This is a genomic window from Rufibacter latericius (assembly GCF_003721515.1).
Classification (GTDB): domain Bacteria; phylum Bacteroidota; class Bacteroidia; order Cytophagales; family Hymenobacteraceae; genus Nibribacter; species Nibribacter latericius.
Genome location: NZ_RJJD01000008.1, coordinates 794002 through 811793, shown reverse-complemented (window position 1 = coordinate 811793; position 17792 = coordinate 794002). Strand labels below are relative to the sequence as shown.

The window sequence follows — 17792 nt, the reverse complement described above, 5'->3', positions numbered from 1 at the left end:
TGGGGCTGTTTTCCGTAAAACAGGTCTTAAACATTCTTGTCCCATGACCAACACCCTTGCCTATACCGAGGCCGGCACCGGCCCCGCCCTTGTTTTCCTGCACGGCTTCTGCGAAAGCAAAGACGTCTGGACCGATTTTATTAAGCCCCTCGTCCACCAGTTCCGGGTAATTGCCCTTGACTTGCCTGGCCATGGCGAGAGCCCTGCCACCCAGGATTTCTCCATGGAAAGCCAGGCCCGGCAGGTGCAGGAAACCTTGAAAGAACTGCAGGTAGAGAAATGCCTCCTGATCGGGCACTCCATGGGCGGCTACGTGAGTTTGGCCATTGCAGAGCTGTTCCCCGAGTTGCTGTACGGACTGTGCCTGTTCCACTCCAGCGCTTTGCCAGATACCGAGGAGAAAAAGGATAGCCGGAACAAAACCGCCGAGTTCGTGCAGAAACACGGGATAGACAAGTTCATGGATTCGTTTGTGGCGCCGCTGTTCGCGGAGAGCAACCGGGTTTCCTGTGCAGACGCTATTGAGAAAATGCAGGCCATTGGGAAAGCCACGCCCCAGGAAACGGTGCTGGGTTGCCTTCAAGCCATGCGCGACCGCCCCGACAGAACCGAGGTCCTGAAGACCACCGCAGCGCCGGTCTTTTTCATAGCCGGAAAAGAAGACCCGGCGGTACCGCTGGAGGCTACTTTGCAGCAGTGCCACCTCCCCGAGAACAGCATGACGTACTTTCTGGGGCACGTGGGCCACATGGGCATGTTTGAGAATACCGCCCTCACCCGCCAGGCCTTGCTCAAGTTCGCCGAGACCCTGTACCCCGCTGATTCCCAGAAGTACCGGGCCGCCAATTCGTTCTAAGATTAACCAATGCCACCTTTTTACCGCCGTTCTGGGGCTGTTTTTCATAAAACAGCCCCAGAACGGCGGTTCTTTTTTAAGGCAAGCATGTTTTGATGCTAGGGGCGAGACAAAACCCAGCGACGGCTTCTTTAACTCCCGAATTTCCTCTACTTTCAGATTTTAAAACTACTTCTAACGCGAACAATTCTACTCCCTGTGCACTTTCCTTTCCCCAAACCCTTGTACCCCCTCATGCTGATGGGGCTTTTGAGCCTTCCGGCGGTGGCCCAGAAAAAAGAAAAGCAACCCGCCGCTACCCCGGCCAAAGCAAGGCTGGAAGGTTACCAGCAGCGGCTGCAACTGCAGAAGAACTCCTTGGTGAGCAACCTGCCGTTCCGCAACGTGGGGCCTACTGTCATGAGCGGGCGCGTGGTAGACGTGGACGTGAACCCGGCTGACCCCACCAACTTTTACGTGGCCTATGCCTCCGGCGGATTGTGGCACACCACCAACAACGGCATCTCCTTTGAACCACTCTTCAGCAACGAAACCGTCATCACCATCGGGGACATCAGCGTAGACTGGAAAACCAATACCATTTACCTGGGAACCGGTGAGGCCAACTCCAGCCGTTCTTCCTATTCTGGCGTGGGTATTTATAAAAGCACCGATGGCGGCAAGACCTGGCAGTACAAAGGTCTGCCGGAATCGCACCATATCGGCCGAATCTTACAGCACCCTACAGATCCAAACACGGCCTGGGTAGCGGCTTTGGGCCACCTGTATTCACCCAACCCGGAGCGCGGCGTTTACAAAACCACCGATGGCGGTAATACCTGGAAACACGTTCTGAAAGGCGGCGATGACAACACCGGAGCTGTGGATTTGGTCATTGACCCGTCTAACCCCAATGTATTGTACACCAGCATGTGGCACCGCGAGCGCCGCGCCTGGAATTTCGTGGAAAGCGGCAGCACCTCAGGCGTGTTCAAAAGCACCGATGGCGGTAACACCTGGCAGCGCATCACGGGCGGTACAAGCGGCTTCCCAGCCACCGAGGGCATCGGGCGGATTGGCCTGAGCATTTTCCCGCAGAACCCCAACATCATCTACGCCAGCGTAGACAACCAGGACCTGCGCAAAGATGTGAAACCCGCCGTGGCCACGGGCAACAAACTGCGCAAAGAGCAATTCAAGGATTTCACCAAGGAGGATTTCCTGAAGATGGATGATGCCGCTATCAATACCTTCCTGGAGGAAAACAACTTCCCGCGCCAGTACACGGCCAAGACCGTGAAGGAGATGGTGAGCTCAGACAAAATCAGGCCGGTGGCTTTGTCCGATTTTCTGGTTGATGCTAACTCCATGATGATTGAGACACCGGTGACCGGAGCGCAGGTGTACCGCTCAGACGATGCCGGCAAAACCTGGAAGAAAACCCACGAGGGCTACATAGATGACCTGTACTACACCTACGGCTATTACTTTGGGGTGATCCGGGTGTCGCCGTTGAACGCGAACCACGTGTATATTTTGGGCGTGCCTTTGCTGAAATCCGAAGATGCTGGCAAGACATGGAAAGAGATCGGCGGAGCCAACGTGCATTCAGACCACCAGGATCTGTGGGTGAGCCCCACCCGTCCGGGCCATTTGGTGAACGGGAACGATGGTGGTATCAACATCACCTATGACGACGGTAAAACCTGGTTCAAGGCTAACTCTCCGGCGGTGGGCCAGTTCTACTCCGTGACGGTAGACATGGCGCAGCCGTACAACGTGTACGGCGGCTTGCAGGACAACGGTGTGTGGGGCGGTCCCAGCACCTATCAGGCTAGCGCCGCCTGGACTGATAACGGACGGTACCCCTATCAGCGTTTGGGCGGCGGCGACGGGATGATGGTGCAGGTTGACTACCGCGACAACAACACCGTGTACACCGGCTCTCAGTACGGCGCCTATTACCGCCTGAACAAAGCCACGGGTCAAAGACTTTCTATTCAACCCAAGCACCAATTAGGCGAGCGCCCGCTGCGCTTCAACTGGGAAAGCCCGATTCTCTTGTCGCGCCACAACCAGGATATCCTGTACTTTGGGTCAAACAAATTCCACCGCTCGTTGAACAAAGGCGAGAACATGGAAGCGCTTTCGGGTGATTTGACCAAAGGCGGCCGCAAAGGCGATGTAGGTTACGGCACTTTGACAACCATCGAGGAATCACCCAAGCGGTTTGGATTGCTGTACACCGGTTCAGACGATGGCCTCATCCACGTGAGCCGCGACGGCGGGTACACCTGGACCAAAATCTCCGATAAACTTCCGCAAGACATGTGGATTAGCGGTTTGGCGGCCTCGGTGGAAAATGAAGGTACGGTTTACGCAACCCTCAACGGCTACCGTTGGGATGACTTTACGCCTTACCTGTACGTGTCCCAGGATTACGGAAAGACCTGGAAGCAAATCGGCAAGGATTTACCAAAAGAGCCGCTAAACGTGGTGAGGGAAGACCCCCGAAACCCGAACCTGCTGTACGTAGGCTCCGATAACGGCTTGTACGTGTCGCTGGACAAGGGACAAACCTTCCAGGCGCTGGGCGGTGATGTGTTGCCGGCGGTGGCGGTGCATGACTTGGCCATCCACCCGAGGGAGAATGACCTGGTAGTGGGTACGCACGGCCGCTCGCTGTATATAGGCAACGTGTGGCATCTGCAGCAACTCACGCCAGCCGTGCAGAAGAAACCGGTGTACGCGTTCCAGATCGTTGTTCCGCCCTACTCAGAGCGTTGGGGCCAGAAGTTCGGGGCCTGGGATGAGCCTGTATCTCCTACATTGACTATCCCTTTCTATGTGAATGCCGCTGGCACTACCACCGTGCGCGTAAAAACCGACAAAGGCCAGGTGCTGAAGGAGCTGAAAGACCAGAGCGAGCGCGGCCTGAATTACGTGGCCTATGACCTTACGTTGGAAGCTGCCGGTCTCAGTGCCTATGAGCAAACCCTGAACGAAGGCCGCAAAGGCGGTGATGCCGTGAAGGTGACGCCATCATCGGGGAACCAGCAACTGTACCTGCGCCCAGGAAAATACGTGGTGGAGATTGAAGCCAACGGAGGCAAGACATCGCAGGAGTTCACTTTGAAAGCGCCGGAGCGCCGCGGAAGGGAATAAGCAACTTCTTCTATCTTAAAAAAGAACTTCCGCTTTTGGCTTGTTTTGAAGAAAACAGGCTAAAAGCGGAAGTTCTTTTTTTAGGCAAATTGCTGGTGAAATTGTTTAAGGCTAGTTCTAAAAATCTTCCCTGGAGGTCGAGCTTTCTTCAGAAGACCCAAAGTGTTCTTTGATCAGGTGAAGGGCATCGGCTTGGGTGAGGGGCTTGGAGAGGTGTCCGTCTACGTCTGGGAACTCCTTGAGGCGGTGCAGGTCATAGAAACTGGCCGAGGAAGACAAGGCAAACAGCTTCTTCGCTTTCCGTTCAGGAGCCAGGTGCTGGTAGCGTTCCAGGAAGTCAAACCCATCCATCACCGACATCTTTATATCCACTAAGATTAAATCCAGGGGAAAGGAGGCTTCCAGGTGCTCGGGGCTGCTCAGGTAGGTAAGGGCAGCCTGGCCATCGGTGACTACGTCAATCTGTTGCGCCACCTGTGCTTTGTTGAGTACGCGCTGGTTCATGTAATTGGTGATATCATCGTCGTCAATCAGCAAGACACGGTTGATCTTTTCCATGGTGGAGGCGCTTTGTTTTCGGTAAAGCTACAGTATACGCAGAAAAGAGTGCCAGGTAAGAAAGAAAATCTTTCATCGGTCAAGGCCTCCAGGGAGTGCGAACAAGTCTTGTGGCTAATGATGGAGGTGGTAGGGCTTCACTGCGGTGGATTGGCTCTGTAAGGGTAACCTTTAAGGCGGGAACTTCGATTTAAACCGGGTAAGTGCGTTATCGCTGTGGTGAAGCAAATGAAAAAGAGTATCTTCCCGAACGATAACGTGAGCGTCCGCGCATTTGATAAATCCATTCAGTACCACATGAACTTTAAATCGATGAAACGAGGCCACAGCCTGCTGGTGTGTGCCTTGAGCATGAGTTTGCTTACCGCTTGCAATTCTAGGGAAACCAAAAAAGAGGCTACCGGCGCCCAAGCCGCACCGGCTACTACCAGCCATGACGCAGCCCTGGCCGCTGATACTACCAAAAAAGTACCGGTCGTAGCTGCGGCCTTGAAAGACTCCACCGCCGGGAAAGATTCTACCGCAGCCGCCCCGGCCGAAGTACCCGTAAAAGACGAAGCCGCCGATAACCCAGGGGCCATTCTGCCGCACAAACGGATTGTGGCCTATTACGGAAATCCGCTCTCAAAACGCATGGGCATTCTGGGCGAAATTCCCCGGGACCAAATGTTGGCTAAGCTTGACGGCGAAGTAAAGGCCTGGCAAGCCGCTGACCCCAGCACGCCTGTGCAGCCGGCTCTTCACCTGGTATTTGTGACCGCCCAGGGAGCTCCTGGAAAAAGCGGGACCTACCGGATGCGCATGAGCGATCACCTGGCTGACACCGTCATTGCCTGGGCCGCCAAACGAAACGCCATTGTGTTCCTGGATATCCAGATTGGGCGCAGCACCGTGGAGGCTGAGTTGCCCCGCCTGGAGCAGTGGCTGAAATTACCTCAGGTACACCTGGGCATTGACCCTGAGTTCGCGATGAAGAACGGAGCCATCCCGGGTAAGAAAATAGGCACCCTTGATGCGAGTGAAATCAACTACGCCACCAATTTCCTGAATGATATTGCCGTGAAATATAACCTGCCGCCTAAGATCCTGGTGGTTCACCGGTTCACGCAGCGCATGGTAACCAATTATAAGAACATCCAGCTACGACCTAACGTCCAGTTTGTGATGCACATGGACGGTTGGGGCGACCGCGTTCTGAAAAAGAGCACTTACCTGGCTTACATCAAGAAGGAGCCCGTTCAGTACACCGGTTTCAAGATCTTCTACTACAACGATACCAAGAAGAAGGGCTCCAAGCTTTACACGCCTAAAGAAGTGCTGGCGCTTACGCCAAAGCCTATGTACATCCAGTATCAGTAACTTAAAGTAGGCTTTAAGTTGCTTAAAGCCTACTTTAAAATCTTTTATTATTTATTCTCTTAATTTTTATTTTTAAATGAAAACAAAAGTACTCTCTTTCAGAGTTCTATTGCTGGCGTGTGCGTGGTTGTTGCTATTGAAGCAGCCGCTTCATGCTCAACTACAGCTCAATTGGACAAAACCAGCAGAATTTAATACTGGATTGCCTCCTTCTGTACAGGTTTTCTATTCTACTTCTTCAGTTACTCCTGGAGTTCCCTTAAGAATGTATTATACCCTCATAGACTTGAATGATCCAAATTTGGAGCTCAAGGTTGAATATGGTATTGGTGGTTTGGGAGCAAGTAAAACACCATCTAAATGGGCCGATACATACAAAGAAACAGTGTACGCAGTAATAAACGGCGGTTTTTTTGATACCAATACCTATGCAGCAATTGGTACCGTGGTGAAGGATGGAAAAATTTTAGCAATAAACCCCAAATCTAATGGCCCTGCTTATCCGACCATGAGTGCTTTTGGGATTTTGCCAGGTAATAAAACCGATTTAGCCTGGATCTACCACGTGGGTGCTGAGAATACAATGTTCAGCTATCCTAACCCCAATCCAGTGAATCAGTTAACCCAGCAGCCAACTGCTACTTACCCAGAAGGGGCTACATCATGGCCAGCCGGAACTGCATTGGGAGCGGGACCCATGTTAGTGCAGAATGGAGAAGTCAGAATGACTGGAGAGGAGGAGTTAATGTGGCCTGAAGGTGACAGTCGGCAACCCCGCTCTGCCATCGGCCGAACTGCAGACAACAAAGTAATTCTGCTTGCAGTGGAAGGTCGTAATGATGGCATCAGCATGGGACTTTCTTTTCCTCAGATGGCGCAAGTGCTGGTGAGTATTGGTGCTGAAGAAGCAATGAATCTAGATGGTGGCGGTTCTTCCGCTATGATTGTCAACGGCAAGAATACAATTCGTCCTTCTGATGGGGGAGTTCAACGGAATGTCCCAAATGCATTTCTATTGAAACGCCGGACTCATGTATATGATACAGAAAACTCATTGGTTTACTCTGAACGCGGAGGTTCTTGGATGGAATCTGTTAATGAGGGTTTTTACGGCTTGTCTAAAGCTCGCATTATACCAACAGGGGATGGTTCCAAATTCGCTACTTATAAGCTGACAGGTATTGCTCCTGCCAGATATGAACTGAGTGCTTGGTGGGAAGCATCTAGTAACGGAAGTAGTAACACTCCCTATACTATTTATAGGAACGGGGCTGCCTCACCTGAGACAATCCAAATAAACCAAAGTATTAATGGGGGTAAGTTCAATGTAATTGGCACCTTTGACTTAGGACCTAATGATTCCCTCGTTATCAGCAATAAGGCTAATGGTCAATATGTAACAGCTGATGCTATTAGTCTGGTGAAAGTAGGGGAAAGTATGCCCTCTATTACCTTCTCTCATAAATTGGAACGGGATGAGGTAGTTCAAGATAGAACGGGGACTTTCAATGTCCTGCTTTCAAGCCCTAATTCAGGTTTTACTGTTCAGAAATTGAGGGTTTTCAAAAAAGTAGGAGAAGGCTCAGAAGAAAAGGTAGGTAATGATATCTCTCTGGATGGGAAATACAATTACTCGTATGCATTTAGCTACCAAGCCACTGATCCGTTAGGTAGTAGGGTCACTTTCCGTTTTGAGTTGGAAGATAGCTTTGGGCGAGCAGTTTCTAAAAGCTTTGTTTACAACGTTGTATCTCTCACTTACATTTCCTTAAAGAATGGTGCTGAGTTTGGGAAGCATCCCGTTGGTCACCACTTGAGTTTGGAAATGAGCTTAGGATCAAAGGCTGAGAACACTACTTTGAAGGAGCTAAGGGTATTTAAGTCTGTAGATGGTTCAGAGGAGCAACAGTTAGGTACAACTCTTTCTCTCCAAACGCAAACCCAACAGGATTATACTTTTAATTATAAAGTAACTGATGCTGTCAATAGCAAGGTGAACTTCAGGTTTGAATTGACAGATTCTAAGGATGTAAAAGCTAACAGGACTTATCAGGCCCATGTGGTTCCTGCCCGTGGCGACTTCCGATTGGCCGTAATCAGTGATTTGAACTCGTCATTTGGGGCGGTAACTTATGAGTGGCAAGTAGATAGTATCATGCAGCGTATCCCGCGCTTGTGGAAGCCTGACATGGTAGTAGCCGGAGGTGACCAGATTGCCGGGCAATCCGCTTCGCTTACGCCTACCCAAGTAGAAGCAATGTGGAACGGTTTTGATGCCAAAATAGCAAAACCGTTGAGAGATGCCAATATCCCTTATGCCTTTACCATGGGTAACCATGATGCGGCCATTGAAGTGGATAGGGTAGAGGCTAAAAAGTATTGGAGCAGACCAGAGAATGCTCCTAAATGGCACCCGGTTGACATTACCCATTATCCCTTCTACTTCTCTTATAAGCCTTCTGCCAATTCAGACATCTTCTTCGTTTCTTGGGAAGCTAGTAGCGCAAATATATCTGCTGAGCAGTTAGAGTGGGTGCGGGCACAGTTCTCCAGTAAACAAGCTAAAGCAGCCAAATTCCGGTTTCTTGTAGGGCACCTTCCTCTTTACGGAGTGGCGCAAGAGTACAATTCAGCCGGCAATATCCTTAGCAATGCTGCTGCCTTACAAGCTATGATGGAGGAATTGGATGTGCATACCTACATTAGTGGACACCACCATGCCTACTATCCTGGCAAACACGGGGGAGTGGAGTTCTTGAACGCAGGTGCTGCAGGCTCAGGGCCTCGCAAATACTTGGGTTATGATGCCGTTGCCCCTAATACCGTTACTTTAATGGATGTATTTCTGGAGCAGGATACAATCATTTATACAACGTTTGACATCAAACACACTGAAGCAGATGCCATGCCAGTGTTCAATGAGAAGCAATTACCTGAGGTGATTGTTGGAGCTAATGGTCACCTTTTACGCCGGGATGTGCCGATTAGTGGTGCCGGAGTAGGAGCTCTGTCTGCCTATAATAAAATCAATACAAGTAACATAGCGGCCTCCGGTGCTGTACAGGCAACAGATATGGGCGCTACTATTTTGATCTCAGGCTCTTTTGCCAACTTACAAGGAACCATCCTGCCAGACCGGAGTTCGGTTGCCTTGTATCAAGGATTATATCCAGAGCAGGGAGCATTGAAGCTGCCTCTAATGGTGGAATCTACTGATGGACGGAATGGAACTTTCAGCGGAAGTTTGCCTGCTGGCCTGAAGGTGAAAGAGTTGATGAGTATGGGAGCTCTTTACGTGTCTATCAAGACAAATGCGTTTCAAGATGGAGAATTGCGGACCCAATTGTATAAGTCCACAAACCAAGGCCCTGCACTACCAGTAATTAAATCACATCAGGCAGGGACTGTTTACCCTATCAGGGATATCAAGGGCTTTTTCTCTGTACAGTGGGGCGCAGAAAAAGACCCGGAAGGTAATACTATTACCTATACCTACCAATTGGCGAAGGATGCTCAATTCAGCGAGATGGTGCTACACAAGCCTGTGGGTAATAACCTGGAATATAGCGTTCCGCAGGAAGAGTGGTTTAAACTGTTAGGAGAGGCTCGGGCAGACCAGACAGTTTCATTCTTCCACCGGGTCATTGCCTCAGACGGTAAGACCGTAAGTATGGGAGTTCCGGTGGAGCTGCAGGTTGCTAAAAGCACGCAGCCAGTAACTGGCCCAGTTGAAATTCCTGCTCCTGCCTTTGTTTACGATTGCAAAGAGAAAGATCCTGATGGCAACTGTATTGCTGCCTTTGCTCCGGCCCCTACAACTAATGCTCATGGAGTTACAGTAGACAAAAAAGGAAAAGTGTGGGCCGTAGGTTACGCCAGAGGGGTTCAGGTGCACAATCCAGATGCTACTAAGTGGGAGTTTACAAGTGATAAGCTTGAGTTCTACCAGGGAAATAAGTCCTACATCCAGTTCATTAATTTCAAAGGATTCAGAGACGAGGTGCGTCTGGTAACGGGAATTGGCTTATCCCATGATGGAAACATTTTGGTCGCTTTCAACACAATCCTGTACAAACTTGATGTAAATACAGGGGAACCACTTGCCAGAGAGGATACTGATATTTCACTTACAAACCCTACCTCAGATAAAAATGGAAATATCTTTGTGACGTCTGTTACCGGCAACAAAAGCTATATTTTCAGACAGAGCGTAACGGATCCTACCGTTTTTGAAAATGTGGCTACCTATGCAGATGCCACTGCTTTGGCAGCACGTACATCCGGTGCAATCACCAGAGCTTCCGCTATTTCTCCGGAAGGCAACATAATATATGTTCCTTACATTTCCGGGAATAAAATTGATAAGTACACAAGTACAGATGGCGTTACCTGGACACCAGAAGAACCAATAAGCATCGTCTCTAATTCTAAGTCAATCTATGCGGCCACTAATAGCCGCATGTATGCAGTAGTAGATGCCAGTGGTGATCAGCCGGCCAAGCTTATCTTCCGTGACGATAGCAATCCTGAGCAGAAACTATCGTGGACTTTACCGTTGCCTGAAATACATGGAACAGACCTGCGTGGTTTAACCCTGAGCCCAGGCCTTGACACTGCCTACATTGTTTCTTCTGCAGTAGGAACAGTTTACAGATATGTTCTGCCAAGCAGCGAAAAGCCTCAGGAAACAAAAGTAACCTTGCAAGACTATACCATTGCTCAGGCTAGGACGGTGAATGAAAGTGGGGTCGCTGACCACCTTGGAAAGTACGTACGTCTAAAAGGGGTAGTGAATAGCTTAAATCTTTCTCGTGCAGATTATGACTTTGCCATAGTAGATGAAGACAAGGGCATCCAGGTGTACAAGCTTTCTAAAGGAGATATGAACTATACGCCTCGTTTAGGAGATAAGATTGCCGCTATTGGGTTGTTAAGACAATACAACGGGTTTCTGCGTTTAGAGATTGACTCCGTGCGATTGATTGAGACAAACCATGCCATAACTACTCCGTTGCTAGTAACAGCTTTGGAGGAGGGATTGGAGTCTTTCCCAGTAGAATTGCAAGGTGTTTCTTTGGTTGATCAAAGCCAATGGAGGCAAAATGTGGGTTACCATGGGTTTAGTGCGCAGCTTCAGACAAGTCAAGGTATTATTGAGGCGTTTGTTCCTAGCAACTCTGAACTATTTGCCAGACAAGTGCCTAAAGGCAGCATGTTGGTAAAGGGCTTTGTGCATCAATTTAAAGCTGAAGCACCTTATACTTCAGGTTACTACCTGACGCTGACTTTTGTAGGTAATGTTACCGGATCTCGTGAGGAGCTTTTAGCAAAGGAGGTGCAGGTGTACCCTGTGCCAACAAATGGTAAACTGTACTTGAAGGTGCCGGAAAACCTAAAGAAGAAGGCAGAGGTGCAAGTGGTAGATTTGACCGGTAAAACAGTCGTGGGTAAATCTAAACTAACCGAATCAGATTCCTTAGACCTTACTCATCTGCCATCTGGAATGTATATTGTTATGATTCATACTTCAGAAGGAAAAATTTTTAGACGTATTGTCAGGAATTGATTCTTCTTTGCCTTGGCATACAAAAAAGAGCTCCTATAAATAGGAGCTCTTTTTTGTATGCCAAGGCAAAGAAGAATATCATTGGAATATAGACCTTGGCTAATCTGAAAATAATAAGCTTTTCTTTCTCTTTGAATACTGAGGTTAGGTCTTGTGAAAAGTGTTATAAGGAATTGGTGGTCAAAAGTAGGTTGATGAAACAATAATGACAACTTAGGCACCTTCCCTCAAATGCACACCTATGAGAATTCTGTACTTCTTCTATTTATTTTGCTATTTCTTCCTCTGAAAATGAAAGGTCTACCAGACCTGCGTAGCCGCCCAACCCTGTACAGGCAACTGGATGGGTTTAGGTAAATGTGCAGGAAGTAAAGGAATTCCAAAACATCCGTTTTGTGCGGAGGGGATGCTGAGGAGGCAGTCTCGTTTTTGGATTATGTATTTTGGGGTCAAGATCAACTTTGTCAGCTCCGTCTATGGCTGTGACTAGCACCTGCTTTGCTACGGCAGGGATGTAAACTAATCTGATTTCTTTAAAGAATTAAAAGGCCTAAAATAATCTGGACTAACGGGAAATAAGGTAAGCTATTTCCACACTGCTATTTAATAATAAAGGCCACTTCTTTAAGTGGCCTTTATTATTAAAATGGGCCTTCTGGCCTAGATTATACCAATCTGTGTTCCACAAGATAATGGCTTGTAAGCCGATGAGTCTTTAATAGCCACTTTGAGAAAAATCAATCATAAAGGAAGGGAACCCAAACTCATGGGCTCTCTCCCTTTTGGCTCGTTCTCCTCTTGTAGAAGAGCAAAGGAGGAAAGGAGCATTTCTGTTAGAACGCTGGGTTCGTCAGAATCTCTGTAGTTGGAACCGGGATCAGGTAACGGGTATCTGTGGGAGCAATAGTGGCCAATGCGGTAGCACTGCCTGCGCCTCTGGACATGATAGGTTGTCCGGTTCTGAAAAGATCATTCGACCTGAATCCTTCACCCAGTAATTCAATTCTTCTCTCGGTCAGGATGGTGTTGATAAGGTCGTCCTGGCTGGTTGGAGCATACACCCAGGTTGGATCTGAGCGGTGGTGTACCGCCAAAAGCAAAGCCAAGGCACGGGCCTGATCTCCTACTCTTGCTTCGGCCTCAGCTAGATTAAGCAAAACTTCTGAATACCGGATAAGGGGCACCCAGCTGGTGTAAGGAGAAACCGCTGACCATTTGGTAAGGATAGGCACATTGTTAGGAGCCGCGGCACTACCAATGTTAGACATTCCTGTAAGAGCCGTTTTACGGGCATCGGTTGCTGTGAATTGCGGATTGCCATAGATACCGGTAGTAGCATTCAGGTAATACTCTACGTTACCGGCATTGTAGTAGTACCCTAACTGGTTCTGGGTGCCAGGCGCATCCGTATCAGTGAAAGGAGCCGATAAGATGGACTCACTGGTAGTGAAGGTGGTAAATACAGTAGCAATGTTAGGTTGTAACTGGTGTGGAACCGAAGCAACGCCTCCAATGGTAGCCGGTGCGGTGAAAGGGGCCGTGGCAGAAACGATTTTATTGGCTTCTGTGATCACATTGGCATACCGGCCCATTGCCAGGTAAACCCGGCTCTTCAGGGCAATAGCAGTGCTTTTATGGGCACGGGTAGTGTTTAAAGTTCCGGCTGCGGCGGCAGTACCGGTGTAAGCTCCCGGTAAGCCAGCTTCTGCGTCATCCAGGTCTTTCAGGATCTGAGTATAGACTTCGGCAACTGAGCTTCTTTTTAAGGCATTGTTTGCGCTGGAAGTCTCGGCCTGAAGTCTCAACGGCAGGCCCGGTGAAGCCCCGTTATCTGCCACGTATGGTTTGGCAAACATCTGGACCATGGAAAAGTACGCCAACGCTCTTACAAACTTGGCCTCTGCGGCATACATGGTGGCATCAGCCGCGGCAACCTTGTCGGTATTTTCTGCCAGCCCTTTTAAGAAGATATTCGCCCGGTTAATGGTGGAATATCCTCTTGTCCATAGATCTGCGATGTAGGAATCATCGGCCCCAACGGTGAAGTTATACACCGGTAAAGCGGTAACCCCGTTTGAGGTGCGGTTTACAAATTCCTCGGTACGTACGTCATTATAGATCTGATAGCGTCCGCCCAGGATACGGGCATGTTTCAGGGTGGCGTACAAGCCGTTTACTTGTGCCACCACCAGAGCCGGGGTGTCAAAATTGCTTCCTTCAAAAACAGAGGTTTCAGGAACGGCGTCCAGGAAATCGTCTCCGCAGGATGACAGGATAGAAGCCAGAGGCATGCTGAATAACGCAAGCCGGATAAGGTACTTCTTGCTTGGGTTTGAGTTGAATATTTTCATTTCTAGATAGCGAATTAATTAGAAGCCTAGGTTAACACCAAATGTGAACATTCTGCCTTGCGGCACTGAGTTACGCTCAACACCTGGCGCAATGTTAGACGAACCATTGGTGGAAATCTCTGGGTCAGAACCCTTGTAGTCTGTGATAAGAAAAGCATTGTCAACCTGGGCATACACTCTCAAAGAGCTGATACCTGATTTCCCGAACAGGGCAGTAGGCAATCTGTAGCCTAAGACCGCATTCTGCAGGCGAAGGAAATCTCCTTTTTGTATGTTGGCATCAATAGGGAAGGAAGAACCATTGGAAACGTTATCACCATAAACCGCGCGCGGAATGTCTGTGTTAGGGTTCTCTGGGGTCCAGGCGCGCAGAACATCAGTAGAGTTGTTCCAGATACGCTGATCTCTTAAGCCAGCCTGAGTACCGTTGTAGATGTAGTTGCCACCAGAATAAGTAAGCAACAGGCTCAGGTCAAACCCGCCGTAAGAAAGGTTGTTGGTGAAGCCTCCGTACCATTTTGGCAAGGTGTTGCCGGCAAGTTGCGCATCAGCACCAGAAACGGCAGGGGCGCGGGTCCCATCAAGGTACGTCCATGGAATAGCGGCTCCGTGTGAATACTGAACCTCACGGCCATCTTTGTTGATGAAAATTCTGCGACCATTCTCAGCATTCACACCACCTGTTTTCACCGCATAAAGGCTACCCACCGGTTGCCCGATTCTGGTGATGTTGGTGGTTTCTGTATCACTGGTGAGGCCTAAGAGTGGTGTCGTCTCATCTACCAGAGAAGTTACTTCGTTCTTGTTTAAGGTGAAGTTGAAGTTCGTGCTCCATTTGAATTTCCCTGACTCTATTGGAGTCGCGTTAATGGTGAACTCCCAGCCCTTGTTGTACATAGAGCCTACGTTCTGCAGGATAGAATTGCCCGGGATGCCTTTTGACGGCGCCTGTGGCACGCCTAAGATCAGACCATTGATGTCATTCTTGTAGTAGTTAACTTCCAGGCTTACTCTGTTGTTTAAGACACCTACCTCAACCCCGATGTTGGTTTGATTACTGGTTTCCCAGGCTAACTCCTCATTTCCTGCCTGCGTGAACTGCAAGCTTGGAGCTGTGGCATACAAACCGGGTGAGTAGAGCGTGTAAGGGGCGTAATCAGAGTTCAGGTTTCCATTACCAACCCGGCCCCAGCTTCCTTTTAATTTAAGGTTAGAGATGGTATTGGCAATAGTGGAGTTTTTGAAGAAATCTTCCTCTGCGACAGCCCATCCAACAGATGCACCGCCAAAGTCACCCCAACGAACCCTGTTGGCAAGGGCAGAGTTTCCGTCTCTTCTGTAATTGGCACTGAAGAAATACTTATTGGCGTAGTTGTAAGAAACGCTGCTCAAATAAGCTTCATAAACTCTTTTGCCAATGCCTCCTCCGGCAGTATTGGTGCCATACGATGCTTGAAAGTCGTTCAAGGTAGCAACTGAAAGGCCTTGTCTGGTTGCCCACCAGTAGTTGTCATCTTGTTGCTGAGCATCTGACCCTACCAGTATGGAGATGTTATGCTTGTCAGCGATTGAGGTCTGGTATTGCAGGGTATTGATCCAGTTCCAGTTTTCTCTTCTGTAATTAGAGTTGGTTGCTAGACCACCCTGGTTGAATCCATCCCCGTTGATAGGGTTGTAAAACAGTTTACTTTCAGTGCTGCTTAAATCATAAGAGTAGGTGGTTTTGAAGGTTAACCCTTTGAAAAGGGAGAAATTGCCTCCAATGTTAGCCACCATTCTATTTGTCTCAGAAGTCTGAAGGTCTTTGTCCAGAAGAACCATTGGGTTATAGTAGGTCTGCACATAAGGGCTGATGTTAGCCCCGTTGCCCAAAGCATTTCCGCTGAGGTTATAACTTCCATCGGCGTTGTATGGAGAAACGTTAGGTGCTAATACGAATCCAATCCGTCCCAGACCAGCCACCGAGAATCCTGAACCAGGAAGTGAGCCGCTGTTAGGGGCTTGGTTAAAGCCATTGGTATAGTTGATGTTCCCGGTAAGGCTTAACCAGTCGGTCACTTTCTGGGTAAGGTTTAACCGGGCAGATTTACGCTGAAACTCATTTTTCTTGATAAATCCTTCCTGGTCTGAGTAACCAGTAGAAAAGTAATACGTGGTTTTGTCTGTACCTCCCGAAACTGACAAGGCGTGGTTATGGGAAACTGCTTTACGGTAGATAAGATCTAACCAATCAGTATCCACCATAGAGCCATCTGGGTTGGTAGAAGGGAAGAAGCCCGGAGCACTCGGAGTAGCGGTATTTCTTAAGGCGCCGTTTTTGTGGTCAATGTATTGTTGGGCATTTAGAAGGTCTGGCAATCTGGTGGCTTGGTTTATCCCTACCCAGCCGTCATAGTTTACTCGTACACTTCCTTTTTTGCCTTTTTTCGTGGTGATCACCAAAACCCCGTTTGCCGCTCTTGAACCATAAATAGAGGTAGAAGCAGCATCTTTCAAGATATCAATAGACTCAATGTCTGAAGGGTTGATGGTAGACAATACGTTGTTGGCCGCACTGTTATCTCCAATTTCGTCACTAGAAATTGGAATACCGTCCAATACAATAAGCGGGAAAGAGCTCAACGAAATAGAGTTGACCCCGCGAACCCGGATAATAGGAGGGTTGTTTAGCAAGCCGTTTGGCTGAATGATGTTCACCCCGGAGGCTTTACCCGTCAAGGCTTGGCCAAAACTCTGTACCGGACGGTCCTGGATTTCACTTCCCGTTACGGTTGAAGCCGCACCCGTAAATTCCTGGCGTGATTGCTGAACTCCATAACCTGTTACCACTACCTCGCTGATGGTGCGTGCATCAGTAGTGAGACGTACGTTAATGGATGATTGTGATCCAATGGCTACTTCCTGGTTAGCGTACCCAATGAAAGTGAAGATCAAGGATCCTCCAGTGGCAGGAACGGCAATGGAGTAGGCTCCGTTGACATCCGTTGGTGTAGCAGTGCTGGTACCTTTTAGCTGGACTGTCACGCCAGGCATGGTCTCGCCTGTTGCTGCGTCAGTCACCCGCCCTGTCACCGTTCGTTCTTGTGCCCACACCTGCCCAGCAAGTGTCAGCATCAGCACGAAGCTGAATAGTAAAGATTTCATCATGTGGTTTTTGGTTTGTTAGTGAATAGGTTTGTTCCTTAAATATAATTGTAAAGAATTACCAACCAAGATGAGGGAACGGTAAGGGGCTAGGGAGATATATGCCTGAAAATCAATAAAACTCTATTATTTAAAAATTTAATATACCAAAAATGGAATTTTAACAAATCTTATAAATAGCAAGGGGGTTTAGTTAAGTAAATGTTAAGAAAATATTTTTCAACAATTTTGTGTAGTTACATTAAAAACCCAGAAGGTATCCTCTTGGTTTAACGAGCGTTAGGTAGCTTGCCTGAATTATAAGTGAAAAGGGATTTTATGAAATGAGGAAAAGAAGGGGAGTAATGCAACCTCTCAAGCGGTTTAGGTATCTATCTATCAACAAAGACCCAATCATATGAAAGCACTTTACACCCTTTGTTTGCTCTGCCTCTTTGTCCTGACCTCCTGTGAAGAGGAAACAATATGCAAAACCTGCGAGGTTGGGAACCCGGTACAGGAGATTGGGTGGCTCAACGCCAAAGCACAGCAACTAGAACAATCTGACTACTGCCAGTTTGTGCAGACCGGCAACTGGGAAGGCCGTACCGTGTTTGTGTTAGGCAATTGTGATCCTCTTATCAACTCCATCAGCTCGGTTTATGACTGTGACGGAAACCTGCTGTGCTACGGCGGAGACGAAACCTGCCCCGATTTCTCTAAAGAAGTGAAAGACCTGAAATTGGTCTGGACAAACGGAAAATAAAAAGCCGCTCTTGGATGCACTTAACCATAAAACAGAAAGGCCACCCGCAAAGGTGGCCTTTCTGTTTTA

The 17792-nt window shown here is 48.6% G+C and carries 8 protein-coding genes; 5 read left to right on the top strand and 3 right to left on the bottom strand.

Annotated features, from left to right (window positions below):
* Positions 1–43: 43 nt before the first annotated feature.
* Both EFB08_RS15410 and EFB08_RS15405 read left to right on the top strand, forming a co-directional pair.
* Complete coding sequence (locus tag EFB08_RS15410) at positions 44–856, top strand: alpha/beta fold hydrolase (RefSeq protein ID WP_123127816.1); 813 nt, start codon at positions 44–46, stop codon at positions 854–856.
* Positions 857–1078: 222 nt separating this feature from the next.
* Positions 1079–4000 (top strand): VPS10 domain-containing protein, encoded by a 2922-nt coding sequence (locus EFB08_RS15405; protein ID WP_227006352.1) that lies wholly within the window; start codon positions 1079–1081, stop codon positions 3998–4000.
* A 117-nt stretch (positions 4001–4117) separates the two neighbouring features.
* Here EFB08_RS15405 and EFB08_RS15400 read toward each other — a convergent pair whose 3' ends face one another.
* On the bottom strand, positions 4118–4558 hold the full coding sequence (locus tag EFB08_RS15400) for a response regulator (protein ID WP_123127815.1): 441 nt from the start codon (positions 4556–4558) through the stop codon (positions 4118–4120).
* Between the two features lie 228 nt (positions 4559–4786).
* Here EFB08_RS15400 and EFB08_RS15395 point away from each other — a divergent pair, with 228 nt between their 5' ends.
* Positions 4787–5917: a hypothetical protein gene (locus EFB08_RS15395; protein WP_227006351.1), complete on the top strand. Its 1131-nt coding sequence runs from the start codon at positions 4787–4789 to the stop codon at positions 5915–5917.
* Between the two features lie 76 nt (positions 5918–5993).
* Entirely contained in the window at positions 5994–11483 is a 5490-nt protein-coding gene (locus tag EFB08_RS15390; RefSeq protein WP_123127814.1) for a phosphodiester glycosidase family protein, read from the top strand.
* A gap of 833 nt (positions 11484–12316) precedes the next feature.
* On the opposite strand, the gene EFB08_RS15385 is transcribed toward EFB08_RS15390, so the two are convergent.
* Entirely contained in the window at positions 12317–13834 is a 1518-nt protein-coding gene (locus EFB08_RS15385; RefSeq protein ID WP_123127813.1) for a RagB/SusD family nutrient uptake outer membrane protein, read from the bottom strand.
* Between the two features lie 18 nt (positions 13835–13852).
* Positions 13853–16981, bottom strand: a complete 3129-nt coding sequence (locus EFB08_RS15380; protein ID WP_123127812.1) for a SusC/RagA family TonB-linked outer membrane protein — start codon at positions 16979–16981, stop codon at positions 13853–13855.
* A 394-nt stretch (positions 16982–17375) separates the two neighbouring features.
* Between EFB08_RS15380 and EFB08_RS15375 the strand changes: the two genes are divergently transcribed.
* Positions 17376–17723 (top strand): DUF6970 domain-containing protein, encoded by a 348-nt coding sequence (locus EFB08_RS15375; protein ID WP_123127811.1) that lies wholly within the window; start codon positions 17376–17378, stop codon positions 17721–17723.
* Positions 17724–17792: the final 69 nt, after the last annotated feature.

Bases quoted from the DNA above. Each gene is read 5' to 3' on its own strand.
- EFB08_RS15410 (WP_123127816.1), top strand. From the start codon at position 44: ATGACCAACACCCTTGCCTATACCGAGGCCGGCACCGGCCCCGCCCTT.
- EFB08_RS15400 (WP_123127815.1), bottom strand. From the start codon at position 4,558: ATGGAAAAGATCAACCGTGTCTTGCTGATTGACGACGATGATATCACC.
- EFB08_RS15395 (WP_227006351.1), top strand. From the start codon at position 4,787: ATGAAAAAGAGTATCTTCCCGAACGATAACGTGAGCGTCCGCGCATTT.
- EFB08_RS15390 (WP_123127814.1), top strand. From the start codon at position 5,994: ATGAAAACAAAAGTACTCTCTTTCAGAGTTCTATTGCTGGCGTGTGCG.
- EFB08_RS15385 (WP_123127813.1), bottom strand. From the start codon at position 13,834: ATGAAAATATTCAACTCAAACCCAAGCAAGAAGTACCTTATCCGGCTT.
- EFB08_RS15380 (WP_123127812.1), bottom strand. From the start codon at position 16,981: ATGATGAAATCTTTACTATTCAGCTTCGTGCTGATGCTGACACTTGCT.
- EFB08_RS15375 (WP_123127811.1), top strand. From the start codon at position 17,376: ATGAAAGCACTTTACACCCTTTGTTTGCTCTGCCTCTTTGTCCTGACC.